The following is an 18,590-nucleotide window of genomic DNA, read 5'->3' on the forward strand; positions in this document are numbered from 1 at the left end:
CTCGCCAGTCATTCTGGTTGCCCGGGTCCGGCCCGGGCGCTTCTACAATTCGGGTCTCACGCGCATACACGCGCACGCACACACATGTGTGCACCATCAAGTTAACAGAGTTTTTGCCATGCCCCGCTTTGCATCGCCCGCCGCCCCTACCGTTGCCCCGGGCCGCCGCATCCAGACCCGGCGCTCGGGCGTGCATGGCAAGGGCGTGTTTGCCGTGCAGGATATTGCGGAAGGCGAAGTCCTTGTCGAATACACGGGCGAAGTGATCGGCTGGCAGGAAGCGCAGGACCGCCACCCGCACGACCCCCTGCAACCCAACCACACGTTCTACTTCCATGTGGATGAAGACCGTGTGATCGACGCAAAGTTCGGCGGCAATTCCTCGCGCTGGATCAACCACAGCTGCAACCCCAACTGCTACGCCGACGAGCGGGACGGCCGCATTTTCATCACGGCGCTGCGTAACATCAAGGCGGGCGAAGAGCTGAACTACGACTACGGCCTGATCATCGAAGAGCGCTACACCAAGAAGCTCAAGGCCGAATACCCCTGCTGGTGCGGCAGCAAGAACTGCCGGGGCACGCTGCTGGCGCCCAAGCGCGGCTGGGCGCCGCCCGTGCCGCTGCCACCGTCCAAGGCCCGGGATGCTGCGCCCCAAAAGGCCAGGCAAAACAAGAAATCCAAGGCGACTGCCCAGCCTGTGGCGCCCAAGCCCCGCCGCAACCGCCCACAGTGATGCAGCAGCCCGTTCGCTGGCCCGCCGAGGCCATCTGGGAGGCGGTGGCCCCGCTGCTGCCCGGCTTCACGGTCGAGGTGCTGCCCAGCATCGACTCCACCAACACCGAACTCATGCGCCGCGCGCGCGCGGGCCGGTGCGATCCCACCTTGCTGGTGGCCGAGCAGCAGACGGCAGGGCGCGGGCGGCTGGGGCGCGTGTGGCAAAGCGGTGTGGACGGGAGCAGCGCCGGGCCGCCCAAGCTGCGAAGGCCCCCTTGGGGGGCAGCGCCGCACACGAAGCGGCAAGCGTGGGGGCTATGCCATCCCTCATGATGTCCCTGGGCCTGCCGCTGGCGCCTGCCGACTGGTCGGGCCTGTCGCTGGCCGTGGGAGTGAGCGTGGCCGAAAGCTTGCAGCCCGAGCTGCCCGCCGTGGGTAACGATAAGGCGGCCCGGATTGGTTTGAAGTGGCCCAACGACCTGTGGCTGGGCGGCGCGAACGGCGATCGCAAACTGGGTGGCATCCTGGTGGAGACGGCGAGTTTTGTGGCGCCCCAGGCGGCCGCTGCACCGGCCGGAGCCCGCACCGCACGCTACGTGGTGGTGGGCATCGGCATCAACGTGCTGCCGCGCAGCGCCGAGGGCATGAGCCTGCCGCCCGGCAGCCTGCAGGACGTGGAACCCGGCCTGGATGCGCCCACAGCCCTGCTGCGCATCGTGCCCGCGCTGGTGTCCATGCTGCAGGCATTCGAAGGCTATGGTTTTGCCCCCATGCAGGCGCGCTTTGCCACGCGCGACGTGCTGCAGGGACGCGTGGTGACGCTGAGCGACGGGCAGACCGGCACGGCCCATGGCGTGGCCGACGATGGCGCGCTACTGGTGCACACCGCGCAGGGCATGCAGGCCATCACCAGTTCTGAAATCAGCGTGCGGCCCGCGGCCACGCCCCCCCACTGAAAGACCTGCCCCATGCTGCGCCTTGCCGTCATCGCCCTGCTGCTGGCCAATGCCGGCTATTACGCGTGGTCGCAAGGCTGGCTGCGCTCGTGGGGGCTGGCGCCAGTTGAACAGTCCGAGCCGCACCGCCTGGCGCAGCAGATCCGCCCCGAGACGCTGCGCATTCTGCCGGCCCGCGACATCGCGCCGGTGGCGCCCGCCGCCGCCAACGAGGCGTTGGCCGCGCCATCATCCGGCACGGTGTGCCTGCAGGCCGGACTGCTGGAGCCGCGCCAGGCCGACGCCGTGCGCACCGCCGCGGCCGCCCTGCCACAAGGCAGCTGGAGCCTGCAATCCACCGCCATTCCGGGGCGCTGGATGGTGTACATGGGCCGCTTTGCTGACGACGAGGCACTTGCCAAGAAGCGCGCCGAGCTGCGCACGCGCAACGTGCCCTATGACCGCCCCAACAACCCGGCGCTGGAGCCCGGCCTCTCGCTGGGCCGCTTTGCCACCGAAGAAGCAGCCCAGCGGGCGCTGACCACACTGAGCAGCCAGGGCGTGCGCACCGCCAAGGTGGTGGTGGAGCGCGCCGAGACCCAGGGTTTCACGCTGCGCCTGCCGGCCCTGGACAGCGCCACGCGCGCGCAGGCCCAAGCGCTGCTGCGCCCCGCCCTGGGCGACAAGGAACTGCGCACCTGCCCCTGAAGCAACGGAGGCAAAATCAGCTGCAGCGCTTGATGTATAAGCGCAATACGCTCCAGTTTTTATAGCAACCACGAAGTACGGACCGCCCGGCGCGGGTCTCGCTCACCCCTGCGGTGCGTCGGCATCGGGCGCGCGTGCGGCAAAGCGCACCGTGAACCGCGCTCCCGGTGGTTGCTGGTCAGGGTGGGCATCTTCGAGCAGCACCTCGGCGCCGTGCTGGCGCGCGATCTCCAGCACGATGGGCAGCCCCAGGCCCGAACCGTCGGCCTCGCTGCCCAGTGCCCGGTAAAACGGTTGAAACACCAGCTCGCGCTCGGCCTCGGGCACGCCAGGGCCCGAGTCTTCCACCTGCAGCAGCAGCACATGGCCAAAGGTATCGGTCAGCACGCGGACGGTGACCACGCCGGGCTTGTCGGGGGACGAGGGCGTGTAGTTGATGGCGTTGTCCACCAGGTTGCGCACCAGCTCCTTGAGCAAGGTGGGGTTGCCGTCCATCCACACGCCGGGGGCGCCCGGCTCGGCGCCGTCATAGCCCAGGTCGATCTGCTTGTCGAGCGCGCGCGGCACCGAGTCGCGCACCACCTCGATGGTGAGTTTGGCCAGATCACAGGTCATGCGCGCAATGCCCACGCCGCTGCCTTCGGCGCGCGCCAGCGCCAGCAGCTGGTTGACGGTGTGCGTGGCGCGGATGCTGGAGCGGCCAATTTGCTGCAGCGAGCGCTTGAGCTCTTCGGTGCTGGTGCCTTCGCGCTGGGCCAGGTCGGCTTGCATGCGCAGACCCGCCAGTGGGGTTTTGAGCTGGTGCGCCGCATCGGCCAGAAACCGCTTTTGCGTGGCCAGCGAATCGCCCAGGCGCGTGAGCAGGTCGTTCACCGATGACACCAGTGGCGCCACCTCCAGCGGCACGGTGCGGTCGTCCAGCGGCGAGAGATCGTCGGGACTGCGCTCGCGGATGCGCTGCTCCAGCTGGTTCAGTGGCTGGATGCCGCGCGCCAGCGCCAGCCACACCAGCAGCACCGCCAGCGGCAGGATGACGAATTGCGGCAGCATCACGCCCTTGATGATTTCGGTGGCCAGCACGCTGCGTTTTTCGCGCGTTTCGGCCACCTGCACCAGGGCCAGCGGCGCATCGGGCAGCGGCAGGCGCACCCAGATATAGGCCACGCGAATCTCCACGCCGCGCAGCTCGGCATCGCGCAGGCGCACCTCGCCCGGCGCGGGGCGCTCGTCGTCTTCGGGGGGCGGCAAATCGCGTTCGCCAGACAGGAACTTGCGCCCTGGGCCCATCACCTGGTAGTAAACGATGTCCGAGTCGTCGGCGCGCAGGATTTCGCTGGCGGGCTGGGGCAGGTTGAACTGCACCTTGCTGTGCTGCACCGTCACCAGCTGCGCCAGCGCGTGGGCGTTGTATTCGAGCGCGCGGTCAAACGGCTTGTTGGCCAGGCCCTGCGCCACCAGCCAGGTCAGCGCCAGGCTCACGGGCCACAGCAGCAGCAGCGGGGTGAGCATCCAGTCCAGGATTTCGCCGAACAGGGAGCGCTGCTCGCGCTGGAAGATTTTCAAGGTTTAAAGCCTTTTTGGCCTTTAGCGCTTTTCTGTAAAGCGCTAGCAGCTAGCATTTTTATTGCAACTGGCTCATGGACTACGCACCGTCGTTGCCTTTGATACTGGCGCGGTCCAGGCCCGTGCACCCGTGGAACTGGCTTTGCCAGGCCACCGGGTGCGTCCCCTTGGGGGGAAGGCGCGAAGCGACTCAGGGGGCCTCCTATCCGGGGATTTTTTCCAGGCAGTAACCCAGGCCGCGCACCGTGGCGATGCGGATCGGGCCTTTCTCGATTTTTTTGCGCAGGCGGTGGATGTACACCTCGATGGCATTGTTGCTCACCTCTTCGCCCCACTCGCACAGGCGCTCCACGAGCTGCTCCTTGCTCACCAGCCGGCCGGCGCGCTGCAGCAGCACTTCCAAGAGGCCCAGCTCGCGGGCCGAAAGCTCGACCATCTTGCCGTCGATGGTGGCCACCCGGCCGGCCTGGTCGTACACCAGCGGGCCGTGCTTGATGGCGCTGCTGGTGCCGCCCATGCCCCGGCGTGTGAGGGCGCGCACGCGGGCTTCGAGCTCTTGCAGGCTGAAGGGCTTGGCCATGTAGTCGTCGGCGCCAAAGTCCAGCCCCTTCACCCGCTCGTCCACGCTGTCGGCGGCGGTGAGGATGAGCACCGGCAAGGCCGAGCCCCGGCCGCGCAGTTTTTTGAGCACTTCCAGCCCGTGCATCTTGGGCAGGCCCAGGTCCAGGATGAGCAGGTCGAACTCGTTGTTGGTCATGAGGGCCGCGTCGGCTTCGCCGCCGCTGGCCACATGGTCCACCACGGCGCCCGAGGCGCGCAGCGTGCGCAGCAGGCCATCGGCCAGCACCTGGTCGTCTTCGGCAATGAGGATGCGCATGCGGGAGTCTCCTGGTGGGTTGGCTGCGGTCTGGCGCCGCGCCGGTGCCACGATTTTAGGCGCCGCGCCGGCGCTGCGGGAGCGGGCCGTGCGCGGGCTTGCACCCGCCACGCCACCGCAGCCCTCAGCGCGGGTCGGTGGCCAGCAGCTTGCGCACCAGCGCCGTGAGGTCGGACTGCAGGCGGGCCATGCCCTCGGGGTGCTGGGCCAGCGTGGTTTCGTCCATGTAGAGCTTGCGGTTGATCTCGACCTGGATGCTGTGGCGGTGCTGCGCCGGGTTGCCATAGCGGCGCACCAGCTCCACGCCCTTGTAGGGGTGGTTGTATTCCACGCTGTAGCCGCAGCCGCGCAGGTGCTCGCAGATCAGCGCCGACAGCGCCGGGCTGGCGGTGCTGCCATCGCGGTCGCCCACCACGAAGTCGGCATGCACGAGGCCCGGAAACTCGGTGGCATGGCTGGCGGCCACGGCGGGCATGGAATGGCAGTTGATGTGGATGCTGTAGCCATGGCGTGCGTGGGCCGCGTCAATGGCCTGCGCCACGGCGGCGTGGTAGGGACGCCAGCAGCGGTCGATGCGCGTGCGCACTTCGGCCACGGACAGCAGGCGGTTATAGATGGGCTCGCCTTCGTCGGTGAACTTCCAGATCAGGCCCTTGCCCAGGCGCACCTTGCTGAGCACCTGGGGATCGGTGGAGAGGGGTCGGTCCATTCACCGTCGAGCAGCGTGGTGTCGAGCTCGGTGGTGTCGCGGTTGGCATCCAGGTAGATGCGGGGGAAATGCGCCTCGACCCAGGCCACGCCCAGGGCGGGGGCGAAGGCGTAGATCTTTTCGACATGCGTGTCCTCGGCGCGGCGCAGTGTGGCCAGATCGAGGGCGGCGCCAAAGTCGGCCGGGTATCGGGTGCCGCTGTGCGGCGAGTCGAGGACCAGCGGTGTGCTGCCGGGCTGGTGCGAAACCATGGGAACGGGCGGTGTTGCAACGCCCGGCGAGCCAGTGGCACCGGGCTGGGCTTGCTGGAAGCGGTGGTTGATCAGTTTCAAGGCTGCATGCATAGGCAGAGTGTGCTTAATTTGGGGCGACCGGCCTAGCCGCCCGGACCCGAAAGACCCCGTGGTTATCCCTGAGTCTTTCCGGCTGTGGCCATCGGGCCCGCAGGCCCGCGCAGTGATCAATCGAGGCTGACCTTGGCGAATGCCGCCACGCCCTTCATCTTGTCGATTTCGCGGGCGATCTGGGCCGTGAAGGCCTTGGGCGTCGTGCCCGAGGGGTACAGCCCCTGCCCGGCCAGCCGCTCACGCACGGCGGGTTCCTGCAGGGCCTGGGCCACGGCATGCTGGATGCGGTCCACCGCCGCGGCCGGGGTGCCAGCAGGCGCCACCAGGCCAAACCACGACGGATCGTTGTTGTTGGCATGGCCCAGCTCGCCGTAGGTAGGCACATCGGGCAGCACATCCAGCCGCTGGGGCCACGACACGGCCAGCGCCTTGACTTTGCCAGCCTTGATGTGCGGCAGCGACGAAGCCACTTGGTCAAAGTAAACCGCCACCTGCCCCGCCAGCACATCGTTGATGGCCGGGCCTGCACCACGGTAGGGGATGTGCACCATCGAGGTGCCCGTGCTGCTCTTGAACAGCTCGCCCCACATGTGGCCGATGGTGCCGTTGCCCGGCGTGGCGTAGGACACCTTGCCGGGGTTGGCCTTGAGGTACTTCACCAGGTCGGCAAAGTCCTTGACAGGCAACGCCTTGGGGTTGATCACGATGACGCCCGGGGCCTTGACGATCTCGGTCACGCCCACGAAATCCTTGGTGGGGTGATAGGGCAGCTTGCTGTACACGGCGGGGTTCACGCCGTGGGTGGACAGCGTGGCCACGCCAATGGTCAGGCCGTCTGCCGGGGCGCGGGCCACTTCGGCCATGCCGATGGAGCCGCCTGCACCGCCGCGGTTTTCCAGCACCACGGGTTGCTTGAGGATTCGGGCCATGGCGTCTTGCAGCGTGCGCGCCGTGATGTCCGTAGCGCCCCCGGCGGGAAGGGAACGATCATGCGCAATGGTTTGCCCTCCTGGGCGAATGACATTCCAGGCGCTAAAGATACGGATGCCAGTGTGGCAAGCAGGTGACGGCGTTGCATAGGGTAGTTCTCCTGTGAGATGCACTGAGGTTATCGAAAGGAACGTCCTCATCCAAGCAATGGATGTGCCTGATAACATTCCAATTCGGAATGTTTTGAGTACTACACCCCACCATGTCACTGCGCCGCCTGGCTCCTCCGCTGCATCTGCTGCGCGCGTTCTCTACCGTGGCCCGGTTCGGCGGTGTGTCACGCGCCGCCGAGGCGCTGCACCTCACGCAGAGCGCCGTGAGCAAGCAGATCAAGGACCTGGAAACCTGGGTGGCGGTGCCGCTGTTTGAACGCACCCGCAAGCGCCTGACCCTGACCCCGGCCGGAGAGCGCTACGAAAAGGCCGTGCAGGCCGTGCTGCTGCAGCTCGAGGCCGCTACGCTGGAGCTCATCACCAGCGACGACGGTGGCGGCGCGTTGCACCTGGCGAGCCTGCCCACCTTTGGCGCCAAGTGGCTCATTCCACGCCTGCCGCAGTTTCAACAGCAGCATCCCCAGGTCACGCTGCATTTCGTGCCCTATGTGCACAGCTACAACTTCGAGCGGCCCGAGCTCGACTGCGCCATCCTGTTTGGCGACGGCCACTGGCCCGGCGCCCACGCCCACTACATCACGGGCAACGAGGTGGTTTTGATCGCGCCCCGCACCAAAGTGGCCGACTGGTCCATCCACACCCCGCGCGATGTGGCGCACCACACACTGCTGCGCCATGTGACCGTGCCCGAGGCCTGGCTGCGCTGGAGCGAAACGCATGGTGCGCAAGGCTGCATCGACCCGCTGGCAGGCCCGCAGTTCGACCAGTTCCAGACCATGATTCGTGCCGTGATGGCCGGCATGGGCCTGGCGCTGGTGCCGCGCTGCCTGGTGCAGGACGAAATCACTGCCGGCCTGGTGCGCGAGCCCCTGGCCGATGCTGCCCAGCGCGGCGGTTACCAGAGCGATGTGGGCTACTGGTTTTGCTACCCCGAAGGGCGCACACAGCTGCATGCGCTGCAGTGCTTTCGGCAATGGTTGCTGGCCTGCACGGAACCCGTGGGCGCCACGAACGCGGCAACGTTGCTTACTCACCCCCCGCCGCCCCGGCGTAGGCCTCCAGCCCGATGGCCACCACCGTGGCCACATCGGGCCCCACTTCCTCGCGAAACTCGGCTTCGGCCTGCGCCACGGCGTCGCGAAACGCCCGCAACCAGGCCAGGCCCATGGGCGTGAAGCACACCCGCCGCGCGCGCGCATCCAGCGGATCGGCCGCGCGCGTGACCAGGCCCCAAGCCTCGCACTGGTCCACCAGATTGGCCATGGCCTGCTTGGTCATGCCCGCGCGCTGGGCCAGTTCAGTCAGCCGGTCGCCTTGCAGCGCCAGATGGCGGGTGATGTGCACATGCGCCGCCGTGACCTGGTCGCGCGCCGCGAGGTTGGACAACGCCAGCGGCACCTCGACATTGCGCGCCATGAGCTGCAGCACCCGGGCGTCAAAGCGGCGCAGCGCGCTGCCCATGAGGCGGCCCAGGTGGGTTTGGCGCCAGCGATCGTCCAGCGCCGAAGTGGGCGCGACGAGAGACGTGGTGGGCGGTGCGATGGATGCTGAATCAGCCATGCCACATTGTCAGGCAAACTGACTAAAAATTGCTTTATCTCGATTCCATTGCTCGCATAAACTACTGTTCAAGCATCCAGCCTGTGATTAACCGCAGAGCGATGCCAACATCCAACCTGTTGTTTTTCAAGGAGTTTCTCATGGACGTCGCAGTCAAAGGCACCAATCCCGCATTGCCCGTGAACACGGAAAAGGCCAAGGCCCTGGCCGCCGCGCTCGCCCAGATCGAGAAGCAGTTTGGCAAGGGCACCATCATGCGCCTGGGTGAAGGCGAGGTGATCGAGGACATCCAGGTGGTCTCCACCGGCTCGCTGGGCCTGGATATCGCGCTGGGCGTGGGCGGCCTGCCGCGCGGCCGCGTGGTTGAAATCTACGGCCCTGAATCGTCGGGCAAGACCACACTCACACTGCAGGTGATTGCCGAGATGCAAAAGCAGGGCGGCACCTGCGCGTTTGTCGATGCCGAGCACGCGCTCGATGTGCAATACGCCCAGAAACTCGGCGTACAGCTGTCCGACCTGCTGATCAGCCAGCCCGACACCGGCGAGCAGGCGCTCGAAATCGTGGACAGCCTGGTGCGCTCGGGCGCCGTGGACCTGATCGTCATTGACTCGGTGGCCGCCCTCACGCCCAAGGCCGAAATCGAAGGCGAAATGGGCGACAGCCTGCCCGGCCTGCAGGCCCGCCTGATGAGCCAGGCGCTGCGCAAGCTGACCTCCACCATCAAGAAGACCAACTGCATGGTCATCTTCATCAACCAGATCCGCATGAAGATCGGCGTGATGTTCGGCTCGCCTGAAACGACGACCGGCGGCAATGCGCTCAAGTTCTATGCGTCGGTGCGCCTGGATATCCGCCGCACCGGCACCATCAAGAAAGGCGACGAAGCCATCGGCAACGAAACCAAGGTGAAGGTGGTCAAGAACAAGGTAAGCCCGCCCTTCAAGACGGCCGAGTTCGACATTTTGTTCGGCGAAGGCATCAGCCGCGAGGGCGAAATCATCGACATGGGCGTGAACGCCAAGATCGTCGAAAAGGCCGGCGCCTGGTATGCCTACAACGGCGAAAAAATCGGCCAGGGCCGGGACAACGCCCGCGAGTTCCTGCGCGAAAACCCCGACCTGGCCCGCGAGATCGAGAACAAGGTGCGCGAAAGCCTGGGCATTGCCCTGCTGCCAGCCGCCCTGGAAGCCGCCCCCGCCAGCAAGCCCGGCAAGGCCGAGAAGGGCGAGAAAGAAGACAAGTAAGCGCAGCTACGGGCGCCCGTCGCGCCTGTCACTCCTTTACTTGAAGTGAAAATGGCCGCGAGCGCTTATTCAACAAGCGCCAGCAGCTATCAATAGCAGAGCAAAATCGCCATGGGCTTTGGCAGCCTCTCCCTCAAGGGCCGCGCGCTGCGGCTGCTGGCCCAGCGCGAACATTCGCGCAGCGAGTTGGCCACCAAGCTGGCGCGCCATGCGCAAGAGGGCGACGACCTCAACGCCGTGCTCGACGACCTGCAGGCCAAGGATTTCATCAACGCGAATCGCGTGGCCGAATCGCTGGTGCACCGCCGCGCCAGCAGGCTGGGCACGCAGCGCCTGGTGCAGGAGCTGCGCAGCAAGGGGCTCGATGACGACTTGGTGCGCGCCACGGCCGAGCGCCTGCGCGCCACCGAGCTGGAGCGCGCCCAGGCCGTCTGGCGCCAACGCTTTGGCAGCGTGGCCACCGATCCGCAAGAGCGGGCGCGGCAAATGCGCTTTCTGGCCGCGCGCGGGTTCTCGGGGGACGTGGTGCGCCGTGTGGTGCGCGATGGCTACCCCGACGACGAAACCGAGTGAAAGGTGGAGCAACTGCCAGAGAACTGCATTGCCAACCATCCTGAGCCAAACAGGTCGAAAGCGATTTATTTACAACCGCTTCAAGCTATCAAATACAGAGCAAAAAGTCGACACACCCGAGCGCCGGCTGCGTCACGCCCCGCTGCCGCAGGGCCTGCCCGATCACAAACCCAGCATCAATTGCAGGTTCTGCACGGCCGCACCGCTGGCGCCCTTGCCCAGGTTATCCAGGCGCGCCACCAGCACGGCATGTCGGTAGGTTTCGTTCGCGAACACACGCAGCTCCAGCTTGTTGGTGTCGTTGAGCGCGGTGGGTTCGAGCTTGCCGTCTTCGGTGGGTGGCAGCACGCTCACCCATTGCGCGGGGGTATTGCTGCGCGCGTAATGCGCGGCCAGCGCGTCGTGCAGATCGGCCGCCTTGGGCTGGCCCGGCAGCAGGTCCAGATGCAAAGGCAACTGCACGAGCATGCCCTGGCGGAAGTTGCCGACGGCGGGCACGAAGATGGGCCGGCGCGTAAGCCCGGTGTATTTGAGAATCTCAGGCAGGTGCTTGTGCGACAGGCCCAGCGCATACAGCTCGAACGGCGCCGCCTGGCCCTGCTCGTAGGCTTCGATCATGGTGCGGCCACCGCCCGAATAACCACTGACCGAGGGCAGCGCCAGTGGGAAATCTTGGGGCACCAGGCCCGCATCGACCAGCGGGCGCAGCAAGGCAATGGCGCCGGTGGCGTAGCAGCCGGGGTTGGACACGCGCAGCGCCTCGCGCACGGCCTGCGCCTGACCAGCGGCCAGCTCGGGAAAACCAAACACCCAGCCGGGCGCCGTGCGGTGCGCGGTGCTGGCGTCGATCACCTTGACCTGGCGGCCAGTGGTCTTTTCGATGTCATCGACCATGGCCACGGTTTCGCGCGCGGCGTCGTCGTGCAGGCACAGCACCACCAGATCCACGCCCGCAATCAGTTCGCGCTTGGCGGCCGGGTCCTTGCGCAACTCGGGCGCAATGCTGACCAGCTCGATCTGCGGCATGGCCTGCAGGCGCTCGCGAATCTGCAGGCCTGTGGTGCCGGCTTCGCCGTCAATAAAGATTCTGGACATGTGAATGCTCCTGCGGGGGATGATTGCGCTGTGGCCGTCCCTGTATGTAAGCTTGGCACAAGGGATGGTGCATTGCAGCATGATACATTCACCGGTTGCCATGTCCCAAGCCCGCGGCCAGACATTCTTGTGTCCATGGTAAACGGGTAACTACCACCCTTCCCTGAGAGAGACCTCATGAAGATTCACGAATACCAAGGCAAGGAAATCTTGCGCAATTTTGGTGTGCCCGTTCCGCGTGGCATTCCCGCGTTCACGGTGCAAGAAGCCGTTGAAGCAGCCCAGAAACTCGGCGGCCCCGTGTGGGTGGTCAAGGCCCAGATCCACGCCGGTGGGCGCGGCAAGGGCGGCGGCGTGAAGGTTGCCAAGACCATCGACGATGTCAAGCGCATCGCGGGCGAAATCCTGGGCATGCAGCTCAAGACGCACCAGACCGGCCCTGAAGGCCAGAAGGTTCGCCGCCTCTACATCGAAGACGGCGCCGACATTCAAAAAGAATATTACGTGTCCATCGTGACCGACCGCGCCACGCAGAAGATCGCCTTCATTGCTTCGAGCGAAGGCGGCATGGACATCGAGGAAGTGGCCCACGCCACGCCCGAGAAGATCGTCACCGAATTCATCGACCCTTTGAGCGGCCTGGGTGCCGAGCAAGCCAAGAAGATCGCCAATGGCATCGGCCTGCCCGCCGAGTCCACCGCGCAGGCCGTGGACATCTTCCAGAAGCTCTACCAGTGCTACATGGACACCGATGCGTCGCTGGTGGAAATCAACCCCCTGAACCGCGACAGCAAGAACCAGCTGATGGCACTGGACTCGAAGTTCAACTTCGACCCCAACGCGCTGTTCCGCCACCCCGAAATCGTGGCCCTGCGCGACCTCGATGAAGAAGACCCGGCCGAAGTGGAGGCCAGCAAGTTCGACCTGGCCTACATCAGCCTTGATGGCAACATCGGCTGCCTGGTGAATGGCGCTGGTCTGGCCATGGCCACCATGGACACCATCAAGCTGTTTGGCGGCGAGCCGGCCAACTTCCTGGACGTGGGCGGCGGCGCCACCGCCGAGAAGGTCACCGAAGCCTTCAAGATCATGCTGAGCAACCCCAAGGTGGAAGGCATTCTGGTCAACATCTTCGGCGGCATCATGAAGTGCGACACCATCGCCAACGGCGTGATCACCGCCTGCAAGGCCGTGAACCTGTCGGTGCCGCTGGTGGTGCGCATGAAGGGCACCAACGAAGAGCTGGGCAAGAAGCTGCTGGCCGAATCGGGCCTGCCCATCATTGCCGCGGACACCATGGCCGAAGCTGCTACAAAAATTGTTGCTGCCGTTAAGTAATGACCTTGGGGACAGATCTTTAGCTCTGTCCCCGACTGACTAGGACACGAATCATGTCGATCTACATCAACAAAGACACCAAGGTCATCACCCAGGGCATCACGGGCAAGACTGGCCAGTTCCACACCGAAAAGTGCCAGGAATACGCGAACGGCAAGAACGCCTTCGTGGCCGGCGTGAACCCCAAGAAGGCCGGCGAGTCGATCTTCAACATCCCGATCTACGCCTCCGTCAAGGAAGCCGCCACGCAAACCGGCGCCACCGTGTCGGTGATCTATGTGCCGCCCGCAGGCGCTGCTGCTGCCATCTGGGAAGCCGTTGAGGCCGACCTGGACATGGCGATTTGCATCACCGAAGGCATCCCAGTGCGCGACATGCTGATGGTGCGCAACAAGATGAAGGCCAAGGAAGCCGCCGGCGGCAAGAAGACGCTGCTGCTGGGCCCCAACTGCCCTGGCATCATCACGCCCGACGAAATCAAGATCGGCATCATGCCCGGCCACATCCACCGCAAGGGCCGCATCGGCGTGGTGAGCCGCTCGGGCACGCTGACCTATGAAGCCGTGGCCATGCTGACCGAAGTGGGCCTGGGCCAGTCCACCGCTGTGGGCATTGGTGGCGACCCCATCAATGGCTTGAAGCACATCGACGTGATGAAGGCGTTCAACGACGATCCCGACACCGACGCCGTGATCATGATCGGCGAAATCGGCGGACCCGACGAAGCCGAAGCCGCCCAGTGGTGCAAGGCCAACATGAAGAAGCCCATCGTCGGCTTCATCGCGGGCGTGACGGCTCCGGCCGGCAAGCGCATGGGCCATGCGGGCGCGCTGATCTCCGGCGGTGCCGACACGGCCGATGCCAAGCTCGCCATCATGGAAGAGTCGGGCTTCATCATCACGCGCAACCCTTCGGAACTGGGCAAGCTGCTCAAGGCCCAGCTGAAGTAATGCCGTCATTGCCGTAAGCAAAATTACGGACGACCCGGGCGCCGCCGCCCGGTAGACTGAAGACTCCAAAAAAACAGAAGCGCCCGAAACCCTGGTTTCGGGCGCTTCTTGCATTCATAACAATGGAGTTAAGTCATGGAAATTCTGCACAGTGCCGATTTCTGGATCGGTCTCGTCAAGATCGTCTGGATCAACATCATCCTTTCGGGGGACAACGCGGTCGTCATTGCACTGGCCGCGCGCTCCCTGCCGCCGCACCAGCAGCGCAAGGCCGTTTTCTGGGGCTCCGGCGCGGCCGTGGTGCTGCGCATCGCGCTGACCGTGGTGGCCGCCAAGCTGCTGGAACTATCGTTCCTGCAGATCATCGGCGGCTGCCTGCTGCTGTGGATCGGCCTGCAGCTGCTCAGCGACGACGGTGATGACGAGGGCGAGTCCAAATCCTACGGCAACCTCATGGCCGCCGTGCGCACCATCCTGATTGCCGATCTGGTGATGAGCCTGGACAACGTGATTGCCGTGGCCGCCGCCGCGCACGGCAACCTGGTGCTGCTGGTGCTGGGGCTGGCCATCAGCATCCCGCTCGTGATCTTTGGCAGCACACTGATGATCAGGCTGATGGACCGCTTTCCGGTCATCGTGGTTCTGGGTGCCGCCCTGATCGGCTGGGTGGGCGGCGAAACCATCGTCAGCGACACCTCGCTGCACGACTACGCCATGGCGCACCCGGCGTTGCACTATGTGGCCGCCGCGCTGGGGGCAGCATTCGTGGTGGGCATCGGCAAGTTCTGGCCGCGAGCCCGGCGCACCTCGTCCATACATTAAGTAACACGGACGGCATGGGCAGTGACAAAAATGACATGCCCATGAGGGTCCGCTACCCGCAACGGCACGAAAAGGTCGGTATTGCGGCCCAGCCCCCGCAAACCAGCACCATTTGCGCCGGGCGGGGCGCATCATGATGCGGGCGCAGAACTTGCTGCCTGACTGCCGGTGAACCCAGAAAGGCTGAGAGTTTTTTGACCATGCAAGCGCTTCCCCATCCATGACGCTAGGCATGGTCACCACTCCACCTGTAATAGCGCTGCCGCCCCATGCACTCGTCTATGATGCGAGGAGCGATGCAAATGGGCCTGACACGGCAGATTTCCAGGAAGCCGTGATGGAACCTCCCACTGTCCGGAATTCGGTACTTCCACCGTCTTCGGCTGCCTGACGACGCACGCGGCAACCTCCATGACCTACGAATTCTTTGCCCGCACCGACCGTGGACGGGTGCGCAACAACAACGAAGACGCCGTGGCGTTCGACCGCGATGCGCCATTAGCGGTTCTTGCGGACGGCATGGGCGGCTACAACGCAGGCGAAGTGGCCAGCGCCATGGCCACCACCTTCATTCGAACGGAAATGGCGCGCTGGCTCGCTCAAACGGGCAAGAATGCGCAGCTTGCCGATGTTCGAAAGGCGCTCGAAATCTGCGTGGAAAACGCCAACCACGCCGTTTTGGGCGCATCCCTTTCCAACCCCCAGTATGCAGGCATGGGCACCACCTTGGTCGTTGGGGTGTTTCGGGGTGACCGGCTCATTTTGGGCCACATCGGCGACTCGCGCTGTTACCGCCTGCGCGATGGCGTGCTGCAGCAAATCACGCGCGACCATTCCTGGCTGCAGGAGCAGGTGGACGCCGGGTTCCTGACTCCCGAGCAAGCTGCCGCGTCCAGCAACGGCAATCTTGTCACCCGTGCACTGGGGGTGGAGCCCCATGTGCAAATGGAGGTGAACGAGTTCCAGGTCGCACCGAACGATTTGTTCCTCATGTGCTCGGACGGCCTGACCGACATGGTGTCCGACGCCGACCTGGCGGAAATGGTGCGCGCATCCCTGTCGCTGGAAGACAAAGCCACGCTACTCATTGACACCGCCAATGCCCATGGCGGGCGCGACAACATCAGCGTGCTGCTGGCAAAAACGACAGCAGGCGCCCACAAAAAACGCGGTTTCATGTCTCGATTGATCAGGTCCACATGAAGCCGCTCGCCCCAACAACTATTCAACACCCGAGGAGTGGATCATGCCCAGAATGATCGTTTCGATCGACAGCGTCGTCATCAAAGAGGTCGAGTTGACCAAGGAACGAACCACGCTGGGCCGGCGCCCCTATAACGACATCGTTATCGACAACCTTGCCGTCAGCGGAGAGCACGCCGTCCTCCACATGACCGAAGACGAGGTCGAAATCGAAGACCTGGGCAGCACCAATGGCACCTATGTCAACGCCAAGGCCATCAAGCGCCAGGAGCTGCGCAATGGCGACGTCATCGAAGTGGGCAAATACAAGATCCGCTTCCTGCACGACGCCGAGGCCGAAAACTTCGAGAAAACCATGCTCGTCAAGCCAGGCATGGCGCCCTCGCTTGCGGCTGCGCCCCGCCCGGCCCCTGCACCCATGCCGCAGCCTGCCATGCCAACGCCGGCCGTCATTCGCGTGATGACGGGCGCGGCCGCCGGGCGCGAGGTGGCCTTGCAGAAAGTGGTTACCACCATCGGCAAGCCCGGCGTGGCCGTGGCCTCCATCACCAAGCGCCACCAGGGCCATGTGCTGGCCCATGTCGAAGGGCCCGACATGCCTTTGGTCAACGGCACCCCCATGGCGGGCGCCCCCGTGCCCCTCAAACATGGTGACCGCATCACCCTGGCAGGCACCGAAATGCAATTCGAACAAGCCTGATATTTCTGCGGGTTGTTGCATTGCCAGCCGCCCCCCCCGGGGGTGACTTCTGGGCGTGGACAAAGCGGCCCATTCCCTTTCACTTCCGATTAAGGCTGGCATGAAGGTTCGCGTGTTGGGCTGCTCTGGCGCCATCGCCCAAGGCTGCCGCACCACCTCGTTTCTCATCGAGGGGCGCATCCTCATCGACGCAGGCACCGGCGTAGGCGACCTCACCCTGGCAGAAATGCGCCAGATCGACCATGTGCTGCTCACCCACGCGCACCTGGACCATGTGGCCGCCCTGCCCCTGATGCTCGATGCTGTCTCGTCCCTGCGCTGCACGCCCGTGCAGGTGCACGCCCTGCCCGCCACCATTGCCGCGCTGCAGGCACACATTTTCAACAACGTCATCTGGCCCGATTTCAGCTGCATCCCCAGCGCTGCAGCGCCTTTGCTGGCCTACACCGCGCTAGAAACCGGGCAGGTGCTGCAATTGGCCGGCCTGACCATCGAAGTGCTGCCCGCTATCCACACCGTGCCCGCCGTGGGCTACGCCGTGCAGGGCCACACCGGCTGGTGGGCCTTCAGCGGCGACACCGGCCCCAACCCTGCCTTCTGGCAGCGCATCAACCAGCTGCCCCTGGCCATGCTGGTCATAGAAACCGCATTCGGCAACCACGAAAGCGCCCTGGCACAGCGCAGCCTGCACTTGTCGCCCCACACCCTGGCGCAAGAGCTGGCCCAGCTCGCCCCCGGCAGGCATTGCCCCATCTACATCACGCACACCAAGCCGTCCGAGACGCAATTGATTGTGGAAGAAGTGCGCCGCTTTGACGCCATCACGCACCCCGGTAACGCAGCACCTCATGAAATTTCCTGGCTGCAGGCGGGGCAAGTGTTCGAGGTGTAGGGAGTAAAGCTGTTTTGATAGCTGTCAGCGCTCGCTGAATAAGGGTAAGACGCTGATTTAAGCAAGATTTGGAAATCCGGCCCCAATTTCCCCATACCAACAGCAAGCCTTGACGCGGCTACAAGTCGCCACATACCAATGCCATACACATCCTGGAAAAATGCGCAATGACCATCAGCACCGTCTTCATCAACAACCGGACGCAAGCCGTCAGACTCCCCATAGACCTGCGCCTACCCGACGGCATGCGCAAGGTGAAGGTGCGCGCCAAAGGCAACGAGCGCATCATTTCCCCTGTGGGGCAGACTTGGGATAGCTTCTTTTTGAGCGACCCGGCAGTAAGCGATGACTTCATGCCAGAGCGCGCCAGCCAGCACCAGGCAAAGCGGCAATACCGTGATGCTGCGCTACCTGCTTGACACCAATATCGTCATCTACGTCTTAAAGCGGCGTCCTCAGGAGCTGCTGCCCGTCTTCCACCAGAACGCCAGCCGCATGGCGATTTCTGCGATCACCTTGTCTGAGCTTTTTCACGGGGCCGAAAAAAAGGCAGCAAGGTCAGCGAAAACCTGGCGGTTATTGAAGACTTTTGCAGCCGGCTCGAAGTGCTCCCCTAGGCAGCAAAGAGGCACAGCACTATGGCACCGCCCGCGCCGGGCTGGAAAAGCTCGGCCAGCCCATGGGTGTGACTGACCTGCACATTGCAGCACATGCGTGCAGCGAAGGGCTGGTCAAGGTGACCAACAATGAGGGTGAATTTGCAAGAGTGCCCGCCCTGCAAGTGGAAAACTGCCTCGGCACGAACCAGTGATCCATGGAAGCAGCACCAGACCACGCCACAGAAAAAGACATGACTCATGACCACTGGATATTGGCCATATTGGTAGCTGCCATCGCTTGTTGCTCAGGGCCTTGACCCGATTTATCAATAATCAGCGTCTAACCCCGAATTGCACACGGGCACTGAGTGCGTTGGCACGCGCAAGCTTGTCGGCCTGATCAAGCCCAAGGCGCGGATGGGGCGGGCCCGCCCTCTCCAAATCAAACCCGCCTCAGCGCGTGCCCCTCTCCCACACGCACAAGACATTTTTTGGCGGCAGGCAAGGCGTGGGTGAATGTGTAAAACAAAGATGCACTTTGCGACACTCTCTGCGCGACAAAATTGTCATTTACATCCCTCGAAAGGCATTACTGCAACAATGCATTGTCAATTTTTAGCGCCTTCCACAGAAATAGAAACGTCTTGTTTCA

Annotated in this window: 16 protein-coding genes and 4 pseudogenes; 14 read left to right on the plus strand and 6 right to left on the minus strand. The window is 64.4% G+C overall.

Annotated features, from left to right (window positions below; all coding sequences use genetic code 11):
• The first annotated feature begins 118 nt into the window (after positions 1-118).
• The 3 genes and pseudogenes from CBP34_RS18540 (at position 119) to CBP34_RS18550 (ending at position 2,360) form a co-directional block, all read left to right on the plus strand.
• Entirely contained in the window at positions 119-736 is a 618-nt protein-coding gene (locus CBP34_RS18540) for an SET domain-containing protein (protein ID WP_094098881.1), read from the plus strand.
• A pseudogene (locus CBP34_RS18545) lies at positions 736-1,673 on the plus strand (biotin--[acetyl-CoA-carboxylase] ligase). Before CBP34_RS18540 ends, CBP34_RS18545 begins: the two are co-directional and overlap by 1 nt.
• A gap of 12 nt (positions 1,674-1,685) precedes the next feature.
• Positions 1,686-2,360 carry an SPOR domain-containing protein gene (locus tag CBP34_RS18550; RefSeq protein WP_094098882.1) on the plus strand — a complete coding sequence of 225 codons (675 nt, stop codon included), beginning with the start codon at positions 1,686-1,688 and terminating at the stop codon, positions 2,358-2,360.
• Positions 2,361-2,462: 102 nt separating this feature from the next.
• Here CBP34_RS18550 and CBP34_RS18555 read toward each other — a convergent pair whose 3' ends face one another.
• From CBP34_RS18555 to CBP34_RS18570, 4 genes and pseudogenes are all read right to left on the minus strand, one after another.
• Complete coding sequence (locus CBP34_RS18555) at positions 2,463-3,923, minus strand: sensor histidine kinase (RefSeq protein WP_094098883.1); 1,461 nt, start codon at positions 3,921-3,923, stop codon at positions 2,463-2,465.
• A gap of 202 nt (positions 3,924-4,125) precedes the next feature.
• Positions 4,126-4,800: a response regulator gene (locus tag CBP34_RS18560; RefSeq protein ID WP_086928417.1), complete on the minus strand. Its 675-nt coding sequence runs from the start codon at positions 4,798-4,800 to the stop codon at positions 4,126-4,128.
• A gap of 124 nt (positions 4,801-4,924) precedes the next feature.
• Positions 4,925-5,853, minus strand: a pseudogene (locus tag CBP34_RS18565) (N-formylglutamate amidohydrolase).
• Positions 5,854-5,969: 116 nt separating this feature from the next.
• Positions 5,970-6,934, minus strand: a pseudogene (locus tag CBP34_RS18570) (tripartite tricarboxylate transporter substrate binding protein BugE).
• 114 nt (positions 6,935-7,048) lie between these two features.
• Between CBP34_RS18570 and CBP34_RS18575 the strand changes: the two are divergent.
• Positions 7,049-7,882, plus strand: a pseudogene (locus CBP34_RS18575) (LysR substrate-binding domain-containing protein); the annotation flags it as partial.
• A gap of 103 nt (positions 7,883-7,985) precedes the next feature.
• Here CBP34_RS18575 and CBP34_RS18580 read toward each other — a convergent pair.
• Complete coding sequence (locus CBP34_RS18580) at positions 7,986-8,519, minus strand: MarR family winged helix-turn-helix transcriptional regulator (protein WP_208616352.1); 534 nt, start codon at positions 8,517-8,519, stop codon at positions 7,986-7,988.
• A gap of 140 nt (positions 8,520-8,659) precedes the next feature.
• Between CBP34_RS18580 and recA the strand changes: the two genes are divergently transcribed.
• On the plus strand, positions 8,660-9,766 hold the full coding sequence (gene recA, locus CBP34_RS18585; protein WP_094099268.1) for a recombinase RecA: 1,107 nt from the start codon (positions 8,660-8,662) through the stop codon (positions 9,764-9,766).
• Between the two features lie 111 nt (positions 9,767-9,877).
• Positions 9,878-10,339, plus strand: a complete 462-nt coding sequence (gene recX / locus CBP34_RS18590; protein WP_094098884.1) for a recombination regulator RecX — start codon at positions 9,878-9,880, stop codon at positions 10,337-10,339.
• 162 nt (positions 10,340-10,501) lie between these two features.
• On the opposite strand, the gene argC is transcribed toward recX, so the two are convergent.
• Positions 10,502-11,434 carry an N-acetyl-gamma-glutamyl-phosphate reductase gene (gene argC / locus CBP34_RS18595; protein ID WP_086913803.1) on the minus strand — a complete coding sequence of 311 codons (933 nt, stop codon included), beginning with the start codon at positions 11,432-11,434 and terminating at the stop codon, positions 10,502-10,504.
• Between the two features lie 177 nt (positions 11,435-11,611).
• Here argC and sucC point away from each other — a divergent pair, with 177 nt between their 5' ends.
• From sucC to CBP34_RS18635, 8 genes are all read left to right on the plus strand, one after another.
• A complete protein-coding gene (gene sucC, locus CBP34_RS18600) occupies positions 11,612-12,772 on the plus strand; it encodes an ADP-forming succinate--CoA ligase subunit beta (protein ID WP_094098885.1) in 1,161 nt (386 codons plus the stop codon).
• A 53-nt stretch (positions 12,773-12,825) separates the two neighbouring features.
• Positions 12,826-13,722 carry a succinate--CoA ligase subunit alpha gene (gene sucD / locus CBP34_RS18605; protein WP_086913801.1) on the plus strand — a complete coding sequence of 299 codons (897 nt, stop codon included), beginning with the start codon at positions 12,826-12,828 and terminating at the stop codon, positions 13,720-13,722.
• 135 nt (positions 13,723-13,857) lie between these two features.
• Entirely contained in the window at positions 13,858-14,544 is a 687-nt protein-coding gene (locus CBP34_RS18610; protein WP_094098886.1) for a TerC family protein, read from the plus strand.
• Between the two features lie 411 nt (positions 14,545-14,955).
• Positions 14,956-15,747 (plus strand): Stp1/IreP family PP2C-type Ser/Thr phosphatase, encoded by a 792-nt coding sequence (locus CBP34_RS18615; RefSeq protein ID WP_094098887.1) that lies wholly within the window; start codon positions 14,956-14,958, stop codon positions 15,745-15,747.
• 43 nt (positions 15,748-15,790) lie between these two features.
• Complete coding sequence (locus CBP34_RS18620; RefSeq protein ID WP_094098888.1) at positions 15,791-16,447, plus strand: FHA domain-containing protein; 657 nt, start codon at positions 15,791-15,793, stop codon at positions 16,445-16,447.
• A 100-nt stretch (positions 16,448-16,547) separates the two neighbouring features.
• Positions 16,548-17,339, plus strand: coding sequence for a 3',5'-cyclic-nucleotide phosphodiesterase (locus tag CBP34_RS18625; protein ID WP_094098889.1), 792 nt, complete (start codon positions 16,548-16,550; stop codon positions 17,337-17,339).
• A 167-nt stretch (positions 17,340-17,506) separates the two neighbouring features.
• Positions 17,507-17,758 (plus strand): type II toxin-antitoxin system VapB family antitoxin, encoded by a 252-nt coding sequence (gene vapB, locus CBP34_RS18630; RefSeq protein WP_094098890.1) that lies wholly within the window; start codon positions 17,507-17,509, stop codon positions 17,756-17,758.
• A complete protein-coding gene (locus CBP34_RS18635; RefSeq protein ID WP_269466776.1) occupies positions 17,739-18,032 on the plus strand; it encodes a PIN domain-containing protein in 294 nt (97 codons plus the stop codon). The genes vapB and CBP34_RS18635 overlap by 20 nt, the downstream gene beginning before the upstream one ends.
• Positions 18,033-18,590: the final 558 nt, after the last annotated feature.

Origin of the sequence: Acidovorax carolinensis, from assembly GCF_002157145.1 — a bacterium.
Classification (GTDB): Bacteria; Pseudomonadota; Gammaproteobacteria; order Burkholderiales; family Burkholderiaceae_C; genus Acidovorax; species Acidovorax carolinensis.